Here is a 21,681-nt window from a genome sequence, read left to right as displayed (position 1 = left end):
GTATAGTTCAGGTCTTCGCTGATCACTGCACCAACAGTGAACACAAGTCAGTGAAACCCCTGCGGGATTAGCTCAGTTGGTAGAGCGATACCTTGCCAAGGTATAGGTCGAGAGTTCGAGCCTCTTATCCCGCTCCAAATTCAAAGGGAAGCCCTTCAAAGCTTCCCTTTTTTCCAGGTGGCCTGCAAAGGCTCGCCAGTTCAGGTACAACAGCGCCTGGACAGTTGTCAGATACGCATCGGTTTTTGGCGCGGTAGCAAAGCGGTTATGCACCGGATTGCAAATCCGTGTAGGTCGGTTCGACTCCGGCCCGCGCCTCCAGACACCCCGTTCCAGTTCTGCTGGGACGGGGTTTTTTTCTGATGCGGCTGATTTGTGCCTCATCTCGCTCATTTGTGCTTCAGGGCGCAGCGGCACACTGCATGCGTTTCATCCCTGGAAGGGCCTTGCATGCAGCAGATCGAACGCACCGTGCTGGAGATGGTCAACCATGTGTTGTCCAGGCACCCTGAATTGGCGCCCAACGTGGAGGCGCTGGCGGCTCGGGCCCAGGGAAGGTCCGCGCAGGATTGGCACAGCTTTCAGGAATGGCTCACGTTCAAAGGCATGAACACCCAGGAGGTGTTCAGCAAGATTTACGAAGAGGGCCATTGGGGCCGCAGCGCAGACCCTCACGACCGGTTTTATTCGGGCACGGGCTCACGCGATGCTGCGGTCGTCACCCCTTATGTGCAGGCCGTGACGGCCTTTCTGGAGCGTTTGGGGCGTCGGCCAGACGTGGTGGACCTCGGCTGTGGTGACTTCAGGGTGGGCGCTCAGATACGCCCGGCCTGCGCGCGTTACACCGCGTGCGACATCGTGCCGGCACTGATTGCGCACCACCGTCAGGCGCACGCCCACCTGGATGTGGATTTCCGGGTGCTGGACCTCAGCGCGGATGAGTTGCCGCCCGCCGAGGTGGTGTTCGTGCGCCAGGTGTTCCAGCACCTCTCCAATGCGCAGATTGCCGCAGCACTGCACAAAATCCAGCAGACCTACCGTTACCTGGTGCTGACCGAACATTTGCCCGCACACGAGCCGTTTGTGCCCAACCTGGACAAGCCGGCTGGGCGCAACATCCGCCACGGGATCGACAGCGGGGTGGTGTTGACCCATGCCCCCTTTGATCTGCGGCCAGTACAAGAGCAGCGCCTGTGTGAGGTGCCTGAAACCGGTGGGGTGATTCGCACCACCTTGTACCAACTGAGCTGATGGTGCCCCGGGCCGGAATCGAACCGGCACGCCCCATTTCTGGAAGCGGCGGAGTTTAAGTCCGCTGTGTCTACCGGTTTCACCACCGGGGCCTGGGTCTGAAGTGTACGTGCCTGGCGCGAGGTGACCTTTGCGCAACAGCGGTGTGTTTTTTGTGCAGCGCCTGGCCTGGCTTGCGTAAGCCCGGAAAATTGTTGTATAGTTCAGGTCTTCGCTGATCACTGCACCAACAGTGAAAACAAACCAGTGAACCCCCTGCGGGATTAGCTCAGTTGGTAGAGCGATACCTTGCCAAGGTATAGGTCGAGAGTTCGAGCCTCTTATCCCGCTCCACATTCAAGAAGAGCAGCTCACCGAGCTGCTCTTTTGCTTTGTGGCTCCTTGAATTGCACCCCAATCCGGCCGCTTTTGAGCGCGGTGGGGGCGCATGGTCTTCCCTAGGATCCGTTGTACGTCGACATGGAACGCCGTACACCGTGGAATCTCCCATCGAACCGCAACTGCCAGACGAGTCTGTCGCACCTGATCCAGGTGCGTCGCCCGTGGCCGCGCGCGACGGCGTCGATCCGCTGCTGGAAGCGGTGTCCTGGTTGTGCCGTCACCACGGCCTGGAACGCTCGGAACATGCGCTGCTGGAGGGGGTTTCGGTCGATGGCGTCCTGACGCCACCGCAGGCCTTGACCGTGCTGCGCCAGGCCGGATTCAGTGCGTCGCTGGTCAAGCGGCCGCCGGGCAAGATCCTGAGCCTGTTGATGCCGGTGGTGTTGCTGTTGCGCAATGGTGATGCGTGCATCGTCTTGCGTCGCGTGCCTGGCAAGGGGCGGCGCGAGCCGGTCCGCTATGAGGTGTTGATGCCAGGCGCCGGTGGCAACGAGGTGTGCTCAGCGACCGAAGAGGAGTTGCTGGCCGAGTACTCGGGCTACGCCTTGATTGCCGCGGTCAAGCCGGGCGCCCGTCAGGGCCGTCAGGAGGCGCCGGACAGCGGCCAGCACTGGCTGTGGAGCACCTTGCGTCGGTTCCTGCCGTATTACCGCTCGGCGATGCTGGCGGCCATGCTCAGCAATGTGATGATGATCGCAACCAGTTTGTTCACCTCGGTGGTGTACGACCGCGTCATTCCCAATCAGGCCTTTGTCACCCTGTGGTCCTTGGCGGCGGGGGCCTTGCTGGCCATCGTGTTCGACTTGACGGCGCGTCAGATGCGCAGCCATTTGCTGGACACGGCGGGCAAGAAAGCAGACCTCAAACTGGCCTCCATGCTGTTTCAGCATGCGCTCAACATCCGGCTGGAGCATCGGCCCGAGTCGGCGGGGGCCTTTGCACATCGATTGCAGCAAATCGAAGTGGTGCGTGATTTCTCGGCCTCCGCCTCCATTGCGGCCTTGACCGATGTGCCGTTCGTGTTGCTGTTCATCGTCGTGATCTGGCTGGTGGGCGGGCCGATGGTGCTGGTGCTGCTGGTGGCCGTGCCTGTCTTGTTGGCCATGACCTGGGGCATCCAGAGTGTCTTGCGGCGGCACATGAGCAACAACATGCACCTGCAGGCGGATCTGCATGGCACCTTGATCGAGGCCGTTGAAGGCATCGAGGACGTGCGTGCGGCCGGAGCGCAAGGGCACTTCACCCAACGCTACGAAGAAGCCAATGCGGCGGCGGCGGTGTCTGCCTTGCGGGCGCGATCACTGGCCAGCTGGATCAACAACTTCGCCATGGTGGCGCAGCAACTCATCACGGTGATCATGCTCGTGTGGGGGGTGCACCTCATCAACGATGGTCAGCTCACGGCGGGTGCCTTGATCGCATCGGTCATGCTGGGCATGCGGGCGGTGGGGCCCCTGGGCAGCATCGTCAACCTGGGTTCCAGGTACCAGGCGGCCAAGGCGGCCTTGATCTCTCTGAATCAGATGATGGCCCTGCCGCTGGAGCGTGACCCGTCCAGGCAGTACCTGCCCAGGCCGTCCTTGCGTGGGCAGATCGGCCTGCACGACGTGCGTTTTGCTTATCCGCAGGGATCGCGTCAGCACGCCCCCACGGTGCTCAAGGGCGTGAGCATCGACATCCAGCCGGGCGAGCGGGTGGCCCTGCTGGGACGCATCGGCAGTGGCAAGTCCACCATTTTGCGTCTCATGGCGGGGCTGTACCAGCCCAGCGATGGCTTTGTCGAGGTCGATGGCATCGATCTTCGGCAGATCGAGCCTGCAGACTTCCGGGCCAAGGTGGGCTTTGTTTCCCAGGATCCCAGGCTGTTTCAAGGCACGCTCAAGGAAAACGTGTTCCTGGGGCGTGCGCATGCCGACATGGACATCTTCCTGGACGTGGCCAAGCTCACGGGGCTTGAGCGCATCGCGGCGGCCCATCCGATGGGCTACGACATGCCCGTGGGAGAGTCCGGGTTCTTGTTGTCGGGTGGACAGCGTCAACTGGTGGCCCTGGCGAGGTGTCTGGTCACCAAGCCTCAGGTGCTGTTGCTCGATGAGCCCACCAGCTCCATGGATGCGCAGGCCGAAACCAGTTTCATTCGCCACCTCAAGTCGGCCGTGGGTGATCGAACCTTGGTGGTGGTCACCCACCGGCCCGCGATGCTGGACGTGGTTGACCGGGTGATCGTGGTGGACGGCGGGCGCATCCTGGCGGATGGCCCCAAGGCCCAGGTGCTGGCAGCGTTGGCGGGTCAGGCGGCCAAGCCCTCGCCGGTGCGGCCCGTGCCAACGCCGGAGTCTCGCGAGCCTGAGCCTGTGGCCATGGCGGCAGGGGGCTGATCCGTGGCAATGCGCTGGCGTTCGCGCGATGGGGTGTTGCACCCCGGTGATCAGGAGTTTCTGACCGGCCTCAAGGATGCAGAACTGGTGGAGCGCACCCCCCGAGGCACCTGGGCGCTTTACCTGATGTGCGCGGTGGTGGTGGTGGGGCTGGTGTGGGCCGGACTGGCGCGCGTTGACGAAATCACCCGGGCAGAAGGACGCATCATTCCGGACGGGCGCGAGCAGGCGATCGCCAGTCTGGAGGGGGGCATCCTGAGTCAGATCCTGGTGCGCGAGGGCGATCTGGTTCAAATCGGGCAGCCTTTGCTGCAACTCGACCCCACCCGCGTGGAAGCTCAGCAAAACGAAGGCGAGGCACGCCGCCTGGCGCTGCTGGGCGCCTTGGCCCGGCTGTCGGCCGAATCCAGCGGACAGCCGCTGGAGTTCGATGCAGCGCTCGACGAGCAAACGCAGATCATCGCGGGTGAGCGCGAAGCGTTCATGACCCGGCGGCAGGCCCTGGACGAGGCCATCGAGGTCAACCGCCGAAGCCTGGCCCTGATCCGCCGAGAGCTCGAGATGGCGCAACGAATGGCAGCCCGGGGATTGATGTCCGAGGTGGAGGTGATGCGCTTGCGCCGCCAGGCCAACGACTTCGAGTTGCAGATCCAGGATCGCGTCAACCGATTTCGGCAGGAGGCGAGCCTGGAGGCTGTGAAGGTGCGCAACGAGCTGGCGCAGCTTGACGAGCAGATGGTGGTCAAGCAGGATGTGCTCAAGCGCACGGTCATTCATTCACCAGTGCGCGGCATGGTCAAGGACATTCGCCTGGCCACGGTGGGGGGGGTGGTGCCCGCCGGTGCCACGATCATGGAGATCGTGCCCGTGACGCCCAAGGTGCTGGTGGAGGCCAGGGTGAAACCCGCTGACATCGGCTTCGTGAAGGTGGGCTTGCCGGCTGAGGTCAAGCTCACCGCGTTTGACTACTACACCTACGGTGGCCTGAAGGGCACCGTGGAGTACATATCACCGGATGCCCTGGGTGATGATCCCAAAAGTGGGGCCCCAGACCGGACTTATTACCGGGTTTTGATTCGTTCCGAGCAGCCTAGGATCGAAGCCAGGGGAAAAGCGCTCGACGTGATCCCCGGCATGACGGCGCGCGTGGAAATCCGCACGGGCGAGCGCTCCGTCCTGCAGTTTCTGCTCAAACCCGTGCTTCGCTCCAAGGAGGCGTTCCGTGAGCGTTGAGTGCTTGATGAGTAAGGCAGGGCGGCTGCTCGTGACGCTGGGGCTGGCCGTGGGCATGGTGTCGGCGCATGCGCAAGCCGGTTGTCCCATTCCTTTGAAAAAGGGGCTGCGCGACATCATCCAGTCCGGGCAGGATGCTGATGCGCCACTGCGCGCCATCGATCAGCGGCCACCTGCAGAGCAATTGCAAGGCCTGGCCGATGCCGCTTTGCGCCGCAGCGCCCAGGTGGGCGCGCAACGGCTGTTGGCCGAGGCCGCCGAGCTGGACCTGCAGGAGGTCATCGCCCGTGCGCGCCCACAGGCTTATGTGAACGCCACGGTGGGGCCCACCGTCTGGCGTGAAACCGGCAGCCCCCGCGATCAGGCCTTGCAGGCCCAGGGGGGCGTGAACGTCATGGGCGTGTTGTATGACGGCGGACGTCAGCAGCAGCTCGCCTTGTGGCGCCAGCAGTTGAGCAAGGCCGCACGTGCGGGCCTGTTTCAAGCGCAAGAGCAGGTGCTGCTGGAGACCATCAGCACGGCGCTGGAACGCAATCGCTACCGCATGCAAGGGCAGGTGTTTCAGCAGCATGTGCGCAAGATGGCCTGCCTGGTGGGCATGCTGGAGGACATCGTTTCTGAAGATCGCGGCCGAGCCAGTGAGCTCAACCAGGCTCGCAAGAGCTTGTCGCAGGCCGAGTTGGCGCGCGACACGGCGCTGTCTTTGTCTCGCCAGCTGGAGGCGCGCCTGAGCCGCTATGTCGGGGCAGAAGCCGCGGCCGGAGACGGAATCGCTGGCGCCTTGGTGAAGATCCTGGATTCGGGCGAGGTGTTGCGCAAGCTGGATCAAGGCTACGACTTCCAGTCCTTTCGGGCGCAGGTTCAGGCCAGCGAGCATCTGGCGGCGGTGACCTCGGCAGCGCAGCGGCCACAGCTGAACTGGGTGGTCACCGGCTCGGGCAGTTGGCGCGGCGAAGACAAGGCAGCCAGTGTGCAGGCCGGCGTCTCCTTGAGCTACAACCTGTTTGACGGCGGCGCCACCGAGTCGGCGTCACTGGCCGCGGTGCGTCGGGCAGAGGCTGCGCGCTTTCAGTATGAAGAGTTCACCAATATGAGGGTGGCCCGGGTGGGCGAGCTGCATGAGGCTGCCACGTCGGCCTTCGACCGTGCACGGCGCCTGGTGGACGTGCTTCGCGAAAGCGACAGGGTGCGCCAGGCCACGTTTCAACAATGGGCCCAACTGGGTCGCCGCTCGCTGTTCGATGTGATGTCTTCTGAAAGCGATCACTTCAACCTTCGGGTGGCCTACGTCAATGCGCTGTATGACGGCTACCTGGCCAATTCGCAGATGCGGTCGCTGGGTGGTGGTGTGCTGGGCTGGTTGCGGCCCCAATGAACCAGGGCGCCGGTTGGCGCCCTGTCGTCACGCACGGATCAGAGCCATTCCAGTGGCGGCGTGAAGCCCACGCTGGTGAGCAACTTTTGACGCTCCAGCTTCAGTGCTTCGGTCGGGGCGCGCCACTTCTTGTAGATGCTGAGGTAATCCGAAATGACGGTGGCATCTTTGGCTTGTTGCGTGGTGCTGCGCCGATTGCCGGGGTTGACGCGATCCTTGTAGATCACTGCACCCAGTACCGGGCAGTGGCGCACCGGAAACTCGTGCTTCACCGACAGCAGGAAGTCCCAGTCCTCCAGGCTCGACAGGTACACGTCCTGCCGTTTGCCCTGCAGCATGTGCCGGGGAAACACGGCCGTGTGGTTGTGTATGAAGTTCTTGACATAGATGGTCTCCGGATTCATTCCTTCGACGCTGTAGTCTTGAACGGACAGCGCTGGAGCCTGGGGTTGTTCGCGGTCTTCCTCGATGACGCGAAAGTCGCCGTACAAGATCTCATGGGGATGGCGCTCGCACAGCGTGTGCATCTGCCCCAGGTAGTGAGGCAGAAACGCGTCGTCGTCGTCCAGAAAGATGATGCGCTGACCTTGAGCCAGGTCCATGCCAAGGTTGCGGCTGCCGGCGGGGCCTTTGGGTCCACTGCGTTTGATGAACAGATCGTCATCGCCCAGCAACTCGGCCGCCACCTGCATGGTGGCTGCGTCCGTCTCATCGGCCACCAGGATGATCTGGAAGTCTTTGAAGTCGTTGGATCGCAGACTGCCCAGTGAGCGTCGCAAGAGCGCAGCGCGCCGGTGCGTGGGCATGATGATGGTGAAGTAGGGTGTTTTCATGCAGCCAGTCTTTCTGTCAGATCGACGTGTGAGCTCGATTCTGGGACGAGGACGTGTTCGCGCGACAGGTGCTGCGTGGCGGCCTGATGGCACACCGCGCAGGCCGCGTCCCGGCACGACAGGATGTCCAGTTGGTAGATGCTGCGGCTGGCGTGGCCGTTGGCCTGCCGGTCCAGGTAGTCGCACAAGGCCAGCACGGCCTCGATCGATGCGGTCTGCAGCATGAGGTTGCCGTAGTTGTCGAACACCCAATGCTGCGCCATGTGCCACTCGGGCAGCTGCGAAATCACGGCACGCTGCGGCGCGCTGGCGGCGCCACCGCGGTAGGCGGTTTGAACAATGTCTGGCTGCAGCGCCTGCAGCCATGCTGCAGTGAGCTCAAACTCCAGGGCACCTGATTCTCCGCACACACGCAGCCAGGTACAGCCCGCCGGTGTGGGCGACCGATCACGCAGCGTCAGGGCAGGGTCCAGTACCTGGTGGCGCGACAGCACCACGGGGGCTTGCTGCAACTCGTGCGCCATCCGATGAAGGTTGATGTCCAGGAAGGACATGGCCCGTGCATCCAGCTCGTGGCATGTGAGGTGAATGTCTGACCGTTCGGAGCTGATCAGGGCCAACAACTCGCCATGCCCGGCTTCCAGGTCCCAGACTTCGCTGTGCGCTGGCAAGCTGCGTGCAAGGTGGCGCCACATGCCCGTGAAGAGCGGGTGCTCTCGCCGTGCCGATTCGATGTCGTGCGTGCGAGGCAGCCACTGAGCAAAACGCCCCACCCGGGTGAGGTGCCCACGCTGTTGGGTGGCGGCATCCGGGTGCAGTTCGTCGTGGAGGTGTTGGGCGCGGCGCATGACATGTTCAGCCATGCTGGCCCATGAGAAGCTGGCAGCCTGGATCAACCCCAGTGCGATGCGTTCTTCGCGAACCTGGGCGTGCTGAACGGCGCGCAGCTGTTCGGTCAACTGCTCAATGGCCTGGTCTTCGAGGTCGATGTACAGGGGCGCTGGCCCACCGACTTCAGGCAAGGAGGCCGCATTGGAGCAAATCACCGGTGCGCCACAGGCCATCGCCTCCAGCACCGGCAGGCCAAAGCCCTCGTACCGAGACGGGTAGACCAGTGCCAAGGCGCCGCTGTAGGCGGCCATCATGTCGTAATCGTTCAAGATGGTGCCGCGCACCTCTGCCGGCCCGGCCAACTGGATGAAGGCGGGATCGATGTCGCCCCCTCCGGTGCACAGCACGCTCAGCTTGGCGCGTTCGTCTCCCAGGTTGGCAAACGCCTCGAAGAACAGGGCGGCGTTCTTGTAGTCGGTGCGGGTGCCCGACAACATGAAGTAGGGGCGCTCCAGTCCAAGACGATGCCGCAGCTCTTCGACGTGCTCCAGTGGGGCAGGGCGGAAGTCGCAACCTGCTCTGGCCACCTGAATGTCCGGGTTCGTTCGGTTCAGGCAGCCGGCCAGATGGCTTTGCAGATCGGAGGCCGTGTTGTGTGACACCGCCAGGTAGCCGCTGGCGTATTGCAGGGCCTCCTGCTTTTGGCGCCACATGGGCTCGTCAAGATTCCATTGCAGCACTTCTGGAATCATGTCGTGCACCATCATCAACGACGGGGTGTACACCGGCATCGTGTAATAGGTGGACATGAACACGGTGGCGCCCGCCGCATCACAGGCTTGTTGCAGCAGTAGTCGATCACGCGCCTGGTGGGCATAGTCAAACCCAGGCAGCGACATCGTGATCAGGCCCGGCATCCTGGGCAGGGTGCCGGCCCGGTCCAGCACCACCACGTGCTCGCTGAAGCCCGTTCGGATCCAGTGCTCGAAGATCTTTTGCCATACGCGCGCGATACCGGATCGCCCGATCTGGAAGAACACGCCATCGATCACCAACCTGAGTGCCTGTTTCTGACTCATGTGTGTCACCAGTCGTGCAGTGAGGTGTCGAGCTGGTCGAGAAAGTCGGCCCCCAGCAAGAAGAAGCTGCCGGCAGGCCAGTCCTTGAGGTGTCGGATGCCGGTAGAGACGTTGGAGGCGCCGTTGCCCAGGAACATGTCACACCGCGCGGCCAGGAACGCATCCGTGAGGACCTGTTCGCCCATCAGTAGTCCGGGATGGCCTGATAAGTGAACGCCCTGCAGGCCCTGTCCGCGCAGGGCATCCAGGCAGGTGATCCGGTCACCCCAGAGGCCCTGAAATTCGCTGACCGTTTCGGTGCTGTCGGTGAGCAGGAATATCTTCAGATCGGGGTTGACCGACAGGATGCGGTCGATGGAGCGGTGGTAGGCCCGGTTGACCTCGCTCAGTTGCGTGAGCTCCAGTGCCTTGTCGGTACCCCTGACGTGCACGGCCAGCCACTGATGTCCTTCAAACAGACGCTGCCACACGGCGTCGATCGCCTGTTGTCGTGCAGGTTGAAGCCGAATGTATCGGCTGACCAGCCGCCGGTAGATGGCCTGGCGACTCATGCCATGCCATTCGGAGCCTTCAGGAATCCAGGGCATGAGGTCGTTGACTTTGATGTGAAAGTCCGAGACCACCACATGCTCGGGCCGACGCAGGAAGTACAGGCCCGTCATCCGAGAACCCGGGCCGGACCACTTGTCGAGCTCCTCAACGTGCAGGTTGCCCGCATTCCACTTAGGGGGGTAGTAGCTGGTGCCTGGTGCCATCAGGTTGGCCAGCGTGGTGGACGATACCGGTTGAAAGTAGTGCTCGAAGGCGTTGGGGGTATCGGGGTCGCGAAACAGGCTGTTGCGCCCCCAGTGAACCACCGGTGTCCGCCCGGTCAGCTCGGCCAGCAACAGGCTGCCCAGCACGTGATCAAGATCTGACCAGAAACCGAAGCCCCAGGCCTTGATCAACAAGAAGTGTTGGTCGTCCGCGTGCCACTGCGGTTGACCCACCGCGGCGACCAGTGCCTTGCGCACTTGCAGGGCCTGAGGGTGCTCAGGTTCTTGCATCAATATTTGGCGCGTGATCAGATCGGTCAGCTGCAGGTTGCCCTTGAGCAGCGCATGTTGTGCCTTGTTGATGCTCATGGCTCAAGCACCCAGTTGATCGCCCAGCCTACCCAGTTGTTGCTGACGCCACATGCTGGTGTAAATGGCTTCGAGGTGGCGGCAGAACTGCCGAGTGTCGAACAGCGGGCTGTGCTGCTTGTTCTGGGCCAGCTTGGCCCGCAGCGCTTGGCGCTGGTTCGCGTCCAGGGCCAGTTCCACCGCACGGCGTTGATAGTCGTCCAGGCTGTGGGTGATGAGCTCGGGCAGCCCGATGGTGTGCAACAGGCTGCCGGCCACCCGGGCAGGGAACGCTTCGCCCATGTAGGTCAGCACGGGCAGCCCGGCCATCAATGCGTCGGCGGCCGTGGTGTGTGCGTTGTAGGGGTGGGTGTCCAGGAAGAGGTCGGCTTGACGGTAGCGGGCCAGGTGGTCTTCCACCCTTGGCACGCGCTTGGCAAACACCAGACGTTCTGGATCGACACCGTGGGACTGTGCGTGTTGACGCAGGTTGCGCTGAGAAGTGTCGTTGCGCGACATGAGCCACAACACGCTGTGGGGCACCTGTTTGAGGATGTTCATCCACACCGCAAAAACATGGGGTGCGATTTTGTAGTCGTGGTTGAACGAGCAGAACACCACGGCGTCGTCAGGCAGTCCGCATGCGGCCCTGCTGGGCGTGTCTTCGGCAATTTGAATGCTGACATCCGTCGGCAGGTAGGCGTCAGGCAGGTACACCACCTTTTCGTCATAAAACTGCTGATGTTCTGGCGGGATCACCTGGCGGTCGGCAATGATGTAGTCCATGTACGGCAGACCCATGGTGCCTGGGTAGCCGAGGTAGTTCACCTGGGCGGGTGCAGGTCGCCACGCGAAAATGTCCGAGCGCGAGTCGGAGGTGTAGCCGCCCAGATCGATCGCGATGTCGACCTCCATGTCTCGCATCTTCTGGGCGATGTCGCGTGTGTTCATGCCCCGGGCGTCGATGAAGTGTTCGAAGGCGTTTTCCATGCGGTGACGCAAACGGGACTGGTCATTGATGCCGATCGAGATGGCGACGGTTTCGAAGCGCTCACGATCGTGATGCTCGAAGATGCCCGCCATGAGGTGGCCAACCGGGTGCTCGCGCAAGTCTGCCGAGACGTAGGCGATGCGTATCCGGTCGTGGCGATAGCGCTGACCTTGCCACAACGGCGTGTCCATGGCGGGAAATCGCTGCGCGAACGTGCGTGCGCAGGTCTGGTGGTCCTGTGCCTCGTCAGACAAGGCCATGAAACCCAGCGACTTGCATGTGCGGTGCCCTGCTTTGACGCCCGCCATGATCTGCGAACGTGTTTCATCGAAATCGGTCCAGTCGCATACGTGCATGCGCTCGTAGCACAACATGCCCAGGCCATAGTCGTAATCCGGATTGATGCTCAGCAGACGCTGGAACATCGCGATGGATTCTTCTGCGCGCTTGAACTCGGTCAGCAAGATGGCGCAGTTGCCGATGGCGTTTTGGTGGTCTGGCTTGATCTCCAAGGCTTTCTGGAAGCGCTCCAGTGCCTTGGCGTGTTGGTGCGTTTCACGCAGCAAGGCGCCGCTGTTGATCAGCGCCTCGATGTAGTCGGGTTTGATGCTCAGGGCGTGTTCATACGCGCTGATGGCACGGTGTCGGTCTCCTTTGGCCTGAAGGGCCGAGCCGTAGGCCACCCACACCGGCGCAAAGGAGGGGTTCTGTGCCGCACATGGATTCAACAGGGCCAGCGCCTCGTCAATGGCGCCTCGCTTCATGAGGATCACGCAAAGGGAATACACCGCCAGCGGGTCCAGCGGCGTGAGCGCCAGTTTTTGCCTGAACTTGGCTTCGGCGGCAACGTCTTGCCCCTGGCTTTGCAGCTGAATGCCCTGCATCACCAGATCGGTCGGGGCGGCGGGCTGTTCCGGATTGGTTTTCATGCGCGGGCTGATCACGGTGTCGGACATGGTGCGAAGGCGTTCTGGAGGTACTTCCGACATCTTGTGACGGCCCCCGCGTCGTGAAACGCTGAAAAAGCCCCCGATGCCCCGTTTGATTCGTGCACTTTTTTGCACCTCGGCATGAACTTTTGGGGCCAAGTTTTTTTCATCTCGCCTCAAGTGCCCCGCCACGGCGTCGATAAGCCGACAGGAGTGTCGAAGTTGACAGATCGCCATACGGGATAGCGCGGCATTGGCCCAGCTTATTCCGCGATGCCAGCAGGTCATCTGTTCGTACGCTGCCACAGATCGTTGACCCAGTCATGCTTGTTTGACTGGATTTTGAGTTTCCATCGGCCCATCAGGGGGAATCATGGCGTCCATCATCGAGTCGTTGAGCACCGACCAGATTGCAGCACTGTCGACCACGTCGATCATCAAACTCACCACGGAAGACTGGGCGGCGTTCACGACCGATCAGATTGCGGCACTCACCACCACTCAGGTCAAGGTGATCGAAACCGCCGACATTGCGACGCTGAATTCATCGCAGATTCAGGCCTTTGGAACCGATCAGATCCGGACGCTGTCGACCATCCAGGTTCGTGCGCTGAGCACCGATGCGGTCGAGGCCCTGACGACCGATCAGGTCACTGCACTGACATCGCGCCAGGTGGGCGCCTTCACGACAACCCAGATCGCTGCCATCGAAACCGATGACATCGCGGCCATGGGAACCGAGCAAGTCAAGGCCTTGACCAGTGTTCAGGTCAAGGCCCTGTCGACGGACCAGATCGGCGCCATCGGAACGGACGAGATTTCTGTCATCACGACCGCAGCACTCAAAGGCCTGACCACTGATGGGGTGGTGGCCTTGAGCACGGATCAGGTCGCGGCACTCAGTACCACGCAGGTCAAGTCGTTGTCGACGGCACAGGTCGCGGCGGTCGAGACCGACGATCTGCAGGCCATGAGCACTGATCAGATCAAGTCCATGACCTCGGCGCAGATCAAGGCCCTGGTGACGGATCAGGTAGAGGCCCTGACCACCGATCAGATCAGCAGCCTGACGAGCGCGCAGACCGCAGCATTCACGACCACGCAGATCGGCGCGATCGAGACCGATGACATCGCCGCCATGGGTACCACCCAGATCAAGGCGTTGACGTCATCCCAGGCCGCTGCATTGAGCACGGATCAAGTCCAGGCCATTGAAACCGATGACATCGGGGCGTTGAGCACCGCAGCGGTTCGCGGCTTGACCACAGATGGGGTGGTGTCGCTGACCACTGACCAGGTGGCCGCGTTGGGTACGGCGCAGGTCAAAGCGTTGAGCACCACGCAGGTGGCTGCGATCGAGACAGATGACGTGGCAGCCTTGGGGACGAGCCAGTTTGCGGTCCTCAGCAGTGCTCAGGTTGCAGCCTTCAACACAGACCAGGTTCAGGCGGTCGAAACCGATGACCTGCGCGTGCTGACCACCGCTGCGCTCAAAGGGCTGAGCACCGACGGCGTGGCTGCGCTGACCACTGATCAGGCCGCCGCCTTGACAACGACGCAGGTGAAGTCGCTCAGCACCACTCAGGTCGCAGCGATCGAGACTGATGACATTCAAGCCCTGACCACCGACCAGATCAAGGCAGTGACCACGGCCCAGATCCGTGCCCTGACCACCGACCAGGTCGTTGCGCTGACGACCGAGCAGGTGGGGTCTTTGGTCAGTGCCCAGGCGGGTGCGTTCACCACCACCCAAGTGAGCGCCATTGAAACCGATGACGTCGCTGCGTTTACCAGCGTTCAGTTGCGTGGCATGAATTCAGCCCAGGTGGCTGCCTTGACGACGGATCAAGTCGCTGCCATCGAGACCGACGACATCGGTGCACTGACGACGGCGGCCATCCGTGGCCTGACCACCGACGGCATCGCCGCACTCACCACCGACCAGGTGGGTGCGCTGGGCACGGCGCAGATCAAGGCGCTGACCACCACGCAGGTGGCGGCCATCGAGACCGATGACCTGCAGGCGCTGAGCACCAGCCAGACAGCTGCCCTGACCACCGCCCAGGTTCGCTCGCTGACCACCGACCAGATCGAGGCGCTGACCACCGACCAGATGGGCGCACTGACCTCTGCGCAAGTGGCCGCGCTGACCACCACGCAAGTGGCGGCCATCGAAACCGACGACATCGCCGCGATGGGCACGAACCAGATCAAGGCGCTGACTTCGGCCCAGGCCGCAGCGCTGACCACCGATCAGGTGGCCGCGATCGAGACCGATGACATCAAAGCCCTGACCACGGCGGCCGTGCGCGGCCTGACCACCGACGGCATCGCCGCACTGACCACCGACCAGGTGGGTGCGCTGACCTCGGCCCAGGTGGCGGCGCTGACCACCACGCAGATCGCTGCGGTGGAGACCGACGACATCGCCGCGCTCAACAGCACGCAGGTCAAGGCCCTGAGCTCGGCCCAGGCCGCAGCCTTGACGACGGATCAAGTCGCCGCGATCGAGACCGACGACATCGGTGCACTGACGACGGCGGCCATCCGTGGCCTGACCACCGACGGCATCGCAGCACTGACCACCGACCAGGTGGGTGCGCTGGGCACAGCGCAGATCAAGGCGCTGACCACCACGCAGGTGGCGGCCATCGAAACCGATGACCTGCAGGCGCTGAGCACCAGCCAGACCGCTGCCCTGACCACCGCCCAGGTTCGCTCGCTGACGACCGACCAGATCGAGGCGCTGACCACCGACCAGGCCGGTGCGCTGACCTCGGCCCAGGTGGCGTCCATGACGACCGACCAGATCGCTGCGATCGAGACCGACGACATCGCCGCGATGGGCACCAACCAGATCAAGGCGCTGACCTCGGCCCAGGCTGCAGCGCTGACCACTGATCAGGTGGCCGCGATCGAAACCGATGACATCAAAGCCCTGACCACGGCGGCCGTGCGTGGCCTGACCACCGACGGCATCGCCGCACTGACCACCGACCAGGTGGGTGCGCTGACCTCGGCCCAGGTGGCAGCCTTGACCACCACGCAAGTGGCGGCCATCGAGACCGACGACATTGCCGCGCTCAACAGCACGCAGGTCAAGGCGCTGAGCTCGGCCCAGGCCGCAGCCTTGACGACGGATCAAGTCGCCGCGATCGAGACCGACGACATCGGTGCACTGACGACGGCGGCCATCCGTGGCCTGACCACCGACGGCATCGCCGCACTGACCACCGACCAGGTGGGTGCGCTGGGCACAGCGCAGATCAAGGCGCTGACCACCACGCAGGTGGCGGCCATCGAAACCGATGACCTGCAAGCCCTGAGCACCAGCCAGACAGCTGCCCTGACCACAGCCCAGGTTCGCTCGCTGACGACCGACCAGATCGAAGCCCTGACCACCGACCAGGCCGGTGCGCTGACCTCGGCCCAGGTGGCGTCCATGACGACCGACCAGATCGCAGCCATCGAGACCGACGACATCGCCGCGATGGGCACCAACCAGATCAAGGCGCTGACCTCGGCCCAAGCCGCAGCGTTGACCACCGATCAGGTGGCCGCGATCGAAACCGATGACATCAAGGCCCTGACCACGGCGGCCGTGCGTGGCCTGACCACCGACGGCATCGCCGCGCTGACCACCGACCAGGTGGGTGCGCTGACCTCGGCCCAGGTGGCAGCCTTGACCACCACGCAAGTGGCGGCCATCGAGACCGACGACATCGCCGCGCTCAACAGCACGCAGGTCAAGGCCCTGAGCTCGGCCCAGGCCGCAGCCTTGACGACGGATCAAGTCGCCGCCATCGAGACCGACGACATCGGTGCACTGACGACGGCGGCCATCCGTGGCCTGACCACCGACGGCATCGCCGCACTGACCACCGACCAGGTGGGTGCGCTGGGCACAGCGCAGATCAAGGCGCTGACCACCACGCAGGTGGCGGCCATCGAAACCGATGACCTGCAAGCCCTGAGCACCAGCCAGACAGCTGCCCTGACCACAGCCCAGGTTCGCTCGCTGACGACCGACCAGATCGAAGCCCTGACCACCGACCAGGCCGGTGCGCTGACCTCGGCCCAGGTGGCGTCCATGACGACCGACCAGATCGCAGCCATCGAGACCGACGACATCGCCGCGATGGGCACCAACCAGATCAAGGCGCTGACCTCGGCCCAAGCCGCAGCGTTGACCACCGATCAGGTGGCCGCGATCGAAACCGATGACATCAAGGCCCTGACCACGGCGGCCGTGCGTGGCCTGACCACCGACGGCATCGCCGCGCTGACCACCGACCAGGTGGGTGCGCTGACCTCGGCCCAGGTGGCAGCCTTGACCACCACGCAAGTGGCGGCCATCGAGACCGACGACATCGCCGCGCTCAACAGCACGCAGGTCAAGGCCCTGAGCTCGGCCCAGGCCGCAGCCTTGACGACGGATCAAGTCGCCGCCATCGAGACCGACGACATCGGTGCACTGACGACGGCGGCCATCCGTGGCCTGACCACCGACGGCATCGCCGCACTGACCACCGACCAGGTGGGTGCGCTGGGCACGGCGCAGATCAAGGCGCTGACCACCACCCAGGTTGCGGCGATTGAAACCGATGACCTGCAGGCCCTGAGCACCAGCCAGACAGCGGCCCTGACCACCGCCCAGGTTCGCTCGCTGACCACCGACCAGATCGAGGCGCTGACCACCGACCAGATGGGCGCACTGACCTCTGCGCAAGTGGCTTCGCTGACCACCACGCAAGTGGCGGCCATCGAGACCGACGACATCGCCGCGATGGGCACGAACCAGATCAAGGCGCTGACCTCGGCCCAGGCCGCAGCGCTGACCACCGATCAGGTGGCCGCGATCGAAACCGATGACATCAAGGCCCTGACCACGGCGGCCGTGCGTGGCCTGACCACCGACGGCATCACCGCACTGACCACCGACCAGGTGGGTGCGCTGACCTCGGCCCAGGTGGCGGCGCTGACCACCACGCAAGTGGCGGCCATCGAGACCGACGACATCGCTGCCATGACCACCGTGCAGTTCCGTGCACTGAGCAGTGCTCAGACGGCTGCTTTGACCACAGACCAGATTGTGGCCATCGAGACCGATGACCTGGCGGCGCTGACCACTGCCGCGGTGCGAGGGCTCAGTTCGCTCGGAATTTCTGAAATGTCCACCGATCAGGTGGCGGCGCTCACCACGGCCCAAGTGGCAGCCTTGCTCACCACCCAGGTGAATGTCCTCAGCACTGATGGCATCGCAGCGCTGACCACCGACCAGGTCAAGGCGCTCACAACAGCTCAAGTCAAGGCATTGTTCACGCATCAGATCGAGGCCCTGACCACCGATCAAATGGGCGCGCTGACCTCGGCCCAGGTTGCGTCCATGACGACCGACCAGATCGCAGCCATCGAGACCGACGACATCGCCGCGATGGGCACGAACCAGATCAAGGCGCTGACCTCGGCCCAGGCGGCCGCGCTCACGACGGATCAGGTTGCTGCGATCGAAACCGATGACATCAAGGCCCTGACCACGGCGGCCGTGCGTGGCCTGACCACCGACGGCATCGCCGCACTGACCACCGACCAGGTGGGTGCGCTGACCTCGGCCCAGGTGGCGGCGCTGACCACCACGCAGATCGCTGCGGTGGAGACCGACGACATCGCCGCGCTCAACAGCACGCAGGTCAAGGCCCTGAGCTCGGCCCAGGCCGCAGCCTTGACGACGGATCAAGTCGCCGCGATCGAGACCGACGACATCGGTGCACTGACGACGGCGGCCATCCGTGGCCTGACCACCGACGGTATCGCCGCACTCACCACCGACCAGGTGGGTGCGCTGGGCACAGCGCAGATCAAGGCGCTGACCACCACCCAGGTGGCGGCCATCGAGACCGATGACCTGCAGGCGCTGAGCACCAGCCAGACCGCTGCCCTGACCACAGCCCAGGTTCGCTCGCTGACGACCGACCAGATCGAGGCGCTGACCACCGACCAGATGGGCGCACTGACCTCTGCGCAAGTGGCTTCGCTGACCACCACGCAAGTGGCGGCCATCGAGACCGACGACATCGCCGCGATGGGCACCAACCAGATCAAGGCGCTGACCTCGGCCCAGGCCGCAGCGCTGACCACCGATCAGGTGGCCGCGATCGAGACCGATGACATCAAAGCCCTGACCACGGCGGCCGTGCGTGGCTTGACCACCGACGGCATCACCGCACTGACCACCGACCAGGTGGGTGCGCTGACCTCGGCCCAGGTGGCAGCCTTGACCACCACGCAAGTGGCGGCCATCGAGACCGACGACATCGCTGCACTCAACACCACCCAGGTCAAAGCCCTGAGCTCGGCCCAAACCGCTGCACTCACCACCGACCAGATCACGGCGATTGAAACCGATGATCTGGCGGCCTTGACCACCGCCGCAGTGCGTGGCCTGAATACCGTCGGCATCTACGAGATGTCCACCGATCAGGTGGCCGCGTTCACCACCGCTCAGGTTGCTGCGTTGACCACCAGTCAGGTGCTGGCCATCAACACCGACGGTCTCGCGGCGATGACCACCAACCAGATCAAGGCATTCACAACGGCGCAAATCAAGGCCTTGTCAACTGATCAGATCGAGGCGCTGACCACCGATCAAATGGGCGCACTGACCTCGGCGCAGGTGGCCTCGCTGACCACCACGCAAGTGGCGGCCATCGAGACCGACGACATCGCCGCGATGGGCACCAACCAGATCAAGGCGCTGACCTCGGCCCAGGCCGCAGCGTTGACCACCGATCAGGTGGCCGCGATCGAAACCGATGACATCAAAGCCCTGACCACGGCGGCCGTGCGCGGCCTGACCACCGACGGCATCGCCGCGCTGACCACCGACCAGGTGGGTGCGCTGACCTCGGCCCAGGTCGCAGCCTTGACCACCACGCAAGTGGCGGCCATCGAGACCGACGACATCGCCGCGCTCAACAGCACGCAGGTCAAGGCCCTGAGCTCGGCCCAGGCCGCCGCCTTGACGACGGATCAAGTCGCCGCGATCGAGACCGACGACATCGGTGCACTGACGACGGCGGCCATCCGTGGCCTGACCACCGACGGTATCGCCGCACTCACCACCGACCAGGTGGGTGCGCTGGGCACAGCGCAGATCAAGGCGCTGACCACCACGCAGGTGGCGGCCATCGAGACCGATGACCTGCAGGCGCTGAGCACCAGCCAGACAGCTGCCCTGACCACCGCCCAGGTTCGCTCGCTGACCACCGACCAGATCGAGGCGCTGACCACCGACCAGGCCGGTGCGCTGACCTCGGCGCAGGTGGCGTCCATGACGACCGACCAGATCGCTGCCATCGAGACCGACGACATTGCGGCGATGGGCACCAACCAGATCAAGGCGCTGACCTCGGCCCAGGCTGCAGCGCTGACCACCGATCAGGTGGCCGCGATCGAAACCGATGACATCAAAGCCCTGACCACGGCGGCCGTGCGTGGCCTGACCACCGACGGCATCGCCGCGCTGACCACCGACCAGGTGGGTGCGCTGACCTCGGCCCAGGTCGCAGCCTTGACCACCACGCAAGTGGCGGCCATCGAGACCGACGACATCGCCGCGCTCAACAGCACGCAGGTCAAGGCCCTGAGCTCGGCCCAGGCCGCCGCCTTGACGACGGATCAAGTCGCCGCGATCGAGACCGACGACATCGGTGCACTGACGACGGCGGCCATCCGTGGCCTGACCACCGACGGTATCGCCGCACTCACCACCGACCAGGTGGGTGCGCTGGGCACAGCGCAGATCAAGGCGCTGACCACCACGCAGGTGGCGGCCATCGAGACCGATGACCTGCAGGCGCTGAGCACCAGCCAGACCGCCGCCCTGACCACCGCCCAGGTTCGCTCGCTGACGACCGACCAGATCGAGGCGCTGACCACCGACCAGGCCGGTGCGCTGACCTCGGCGCAGGTGGCGTCCATGACGACCGACCAGATCGCAGCCATCGAGACCGACGACATCGCCGCGATGGGCACCAACCAGATCAAGGCGCTGACCTCGGCCCAGGCCGCAGCGTTGACCACCGATCAGGTGGCTGCGATCGAGACCGATGACATCAAAGCCCTGACCACGGCGGCCATTCGTGGCCTGACCACCGATGCCGTCGAGGCCTTGAGCACCGACCAGGTCGCTGCGCTGAGCACCGCTCAGGTGGCTGCGATGACCACCGCGCAAGTGGCGGCCATCGAGACCGATGACCTGCAGGCCCTGGGGACGGCGCAAATCGCTGCCTTCACCACCAGCCAGATCGCGGCATTGACCACGGATCAGTTCGAGTCACTGACGACCGACCAGATCGTGGCCCTGACCACGGCACAGGCTGCGGCATTGACCACCGACCAGATCGTGGCCTTCACCACCGATCAGATCACGGTGCTGCAGACCTCCGACATCGCCGCCATGTCCATGACCCAGGTCTCTGCCTTTGAGACCGATGATGTCGCGGTGATGAGCGGGGTGCAGCTCGACGCCATGATTGGTGCCACACCGATCGTGCTTGACCTGGACGGAGACGGTGTGGAAACACGCTCGCTGTCGGACGGCGTCAACTTTGACCTCAATGCCACGGGCAATGCCAGCCAGGTGGGCTGGGTGGGCAAGGACGACGGCCTGTTGGTCTGGGATCGCAACGGCGACGGCATCATCAACGACGGCAAGGAGCTGTTCGGTGGTGCGATGGAGCTGGAAAACGGCCAGCGTGCCGGGCATGGTTATGCTGCGCTCGCCCAACTCGACAGTGACGGCAACGGCGTCATCGATGCCTCAGACGCCAAGTTCAATGAACTGAAGGTCTGGGTAGATGCCAACAGCGATGGGGTGACCGGCGCCGGTGAGCTCAAGTCTTTGGCCGACCTGGGCATCCTGTCGATGGACCTCGGGGCACAGCAGGGCACCGAGACGGACAACGGCAACCTGTTGGGCCTGGTCTCCAGCTACACCACCACCGAAGGCGAGACCCGCGACATGGCCGACGTCTGGTTCCAGAAGGCACCGGGTGAAGCCACCAGTCTGGAGGAGTTGGCCATGGGCGATGTCCTGGCCGCTGGTCCGGAAAGCGAAGCCCTGGCGGCGCTGGACAACACCCCTGACAGTGCGGCCGCCGAGGGCGAGGGCGCAGATGCTTCGGCCGCTGTCCCGGCAACGTCCGATGGTGGCGCTGCGGTCTCAGTGGTCAGCGATCCGCTCAAGGGCCTGGTGGACGATCAGAATGGCAATTTGCTGATCTGAGGCATGCGCTC

At 63.9% G+C, this 21,681-nt stretch carries 9 protein-coding genes and 4 tRNA genes; 8 read left to right on the top strand and 5 right to left on the bottom strand.

The annotated features are described in order from the left end of the window. The first annotated feature begins 61 nt into the window (after positions 1-61). The 3 genes from WNB94_RS02195 to WNB94_RS02185 all read left to right on the top strand — a co-directional run bounded on the left by WNB94_RS02195 (position 62) and on the right by WNB94_RS02185 (position 1,251). Positions 62-137 (top strand) — tRNA-Gly (locus WNB94_RS02195). Positions 138-247: 110 nt separating this feature from the next. Next, positions 248-321 (top strand) — tRNA-Cys (locus tag WNB94_RS02190). A gap of 129 nt (positions 322-450) precedes the next feature. Next, positions 451-1,251 carry a class I SAM-dependent methyltransferase gene (locus WNB94_RS02185; protein ID WP_341388094.1) on the top strand — a complete coding sequence of 267 codons (801 nt, stop codon included), beginning with the start codon at positions 451-453 and terminating at the stop codon, positions 1,249-1,251. On the opposite strand, the gene WNB94_RS02180 is transcribed toward WNB94_RS02185, so the two are convergent. Beyond that, positions 1,252-1,343, bottom strand: a tRNA-Leu gene (locus tag WNB94_RS02180). Between the two features lie 165 nt (positions 1,344-1,508). Between WNB94_RS02180 and WNB94_RS02175 the strand changes: the two genes are divergently transcribed. The 4 genes from WNB94_RS02175 to WNB94_RS02160 all read left to right on the top strand — a co-directional run bounded on the left by WNB94_RS02175 (position 1,509) and on the right by WNB94_RS02160 (position 6,618). Continuing rightward, positions 1,509-1,584 (top strand) — tRNA-Gly (locus WNB94_RS02175). 143 nt (positions 1,585-1,727) lie between these two features. Then, positions 1,728-4,010, top strand: a complete 2,283-nt coding sequence (locus tag WNB94_RS02170; protein WP_341388092.1) for a type I secretion system permease/ATPase — start codon at positions 1,728-1,730, stop codon at positions 4,008-4,010. Positions 4,011-4,019: 9 nt separating this feature from the next. Then, entirely contained in the window at positions 4,020-5,243 is a 1,224-nt protein-coding gene (locus WNB94_RS02165) for an HlyD family type I secretion periplasmic adaptor subunit (RefSeq protein WP_341388090.1), read from the top strand. Between the two features lie 7 nt (positions 5,244-5,250). Beyond that, positions 5,251-6,618 (top strand): TolC family protein, encoded by a 1,368-nt coding sequence (locus tag WNB94_RS02160; protein WP_341388089.1) that lies wholly within the window; start codon positions 5,251-5,253, stop codon positions 6,616-6,618. 38 nt (positions 6,619-6,656) lie between these two features. Here the strand turns inward: WNB94_RS02160 and WNB94_RS02155 are convergent, their stop codons facing one another. The 4 genes from WNB94_RS02155 to WNB94_RS02140 are packed head-to-tail and all read right to left on the bottom strand — an operon-like array spanning position 6,657 to position 12,384. Then, complete coding sequence (locus WNB94_RS02155) at positions 6,657-7,451, bottom strand: glycosyltransferase family 2 protein (RefSeq protein ID WP_341388087.1); 795 nt, start codon at positions 7,449-7,451, stop codon at positions 6,657-6,659. Next, positions 7,448-9,361: a glycosyltransferase family 4 protein gene (locus tag WNB94_RS02150; protein WP_341388086.1), complete on the bottom strand. Its 1,914-nt coding sequence runs from the start codon at positions 9,359-9,361 to the stop codon at positions 7,448-7,450. The genes WNB94_RS02155 and WNB94_RS02150 overlap by 4 nt, the downstream gene beginning before the upstream one ends. Positions 9,362-9,366: 5 nt before the next feature. Beyond that, positions 9,367-10,485, bottom strand: a complete 1,119-nt coding sequence (locus WNB94_RS02145) for an O-fucosyltransferase family protein (RefSeq protein WP_341388084.1) — start codon at positions 10,483-10,485, stop codon at positions 9,367-9,369. Positions 10,486-10,488: 3 nt separating this feature from the next. Then, entirely contained in the window at positions 10,489-12,384 is a 1,896-nt protein-coding gene (locus tag WNB94_RS02140) for an O-linked N-acetylglucosamine transferase, SPINDLY family protein (RefSeq protein ID WP_341388082.1), read from the bottom strand. A gap of 373 nt (positions 12,385-12,757) precedes the next feature. Here WNB94_RS02140 and WNB94_RS02135 point away from each other — a divergent pair, with 373 nt between their 5' ends. Further along, complete coding sequence (locus tag WNB94_RS02135) at positions 12,758-21,670, top strand: SPM autocatalytic domain-containing protein (protein ID WP_341388080.1); 8,913 nt, start codon at positions 12,758-12,760, stop codon at positions 21,668-21,670. Positions 21,671-21,681: the final 11 nt, after the last annotated feature.

This window comes from Aquabacterium sp. A3 (genome assembly GCF_038069945.1).
In the GTDB taxonomy this organism is placed as follows: Bacteria; Pseudomonadota; Gammaproteobacteria; order Burkholderiales; family Burkholderiaceae_C; genus Aquabacterium.
Note: the sequence above shows the minus strand (reverse complement) of the source record. Positions and strands in the feature narration are given on the sequence as shown.

Excerpts from the sequence above, each read along its gene's own strand:
- WNB94_RS02185 (WP_341388094.1), top strand. The coding sequence starts at position 451 with ATGCAGCAGATCGAACGCACCGTGCTGGAGATGGTCAACCATGTGTTG.
- WNB94_RS02165 (WP_341388090.1), top strand. The coding sequence starts at position 4,020 with ATGCGCTGGCGTTCGCGCGATGGGGTGTTGCACCCCGGTGATCAGGAG.
- WNB94_RS02160 (WP_341388089.1), top strand. The coding sequence starts at position 5,251 with ATGAGTAAGGCAGGGCGGCTGCTCGTGACGCTGGGGCTGGCCGTGGGC.
- WNB94_RS02155 (WP_341388087.1), bottom strand. The coding sequence starts at position 7,451 with ATGAAAACACCCTACTTCACCATCATCATGCCCACGCACCGGCGCGCT.
- WNB94_RS02150 (WP_341388086.1), bottom strand. The coding sequence starts at position 9,361 with ATGAGTCAGAAACAGGCACTCAGGTTGGTGATCGATGGCGTGTTCTTC.
- WNB94_RS02145 (WP_341388084.1), bottom strand. The coding sequence starts at position 10,485 with ATGAGCATCAACAAGGCACAACATGCGCTGCTCAAGGGCAACCTGCAG.
- WNB94_RS02140 (WP_341388082.1), bottom strand. The coding sequence starts at position 12,384 with ATGAAAACCAATCCGGAACAGCCCGCCGCCCCGACCGATCTGGTGATG.
- WNB94_RS02135 (WP_341388080.1), top strand. The coding sequence starts at position 12,758 with ATGGCGTCCATCATCGAGTCGTTGAGCACCGACCAGATTGCAGCACTG.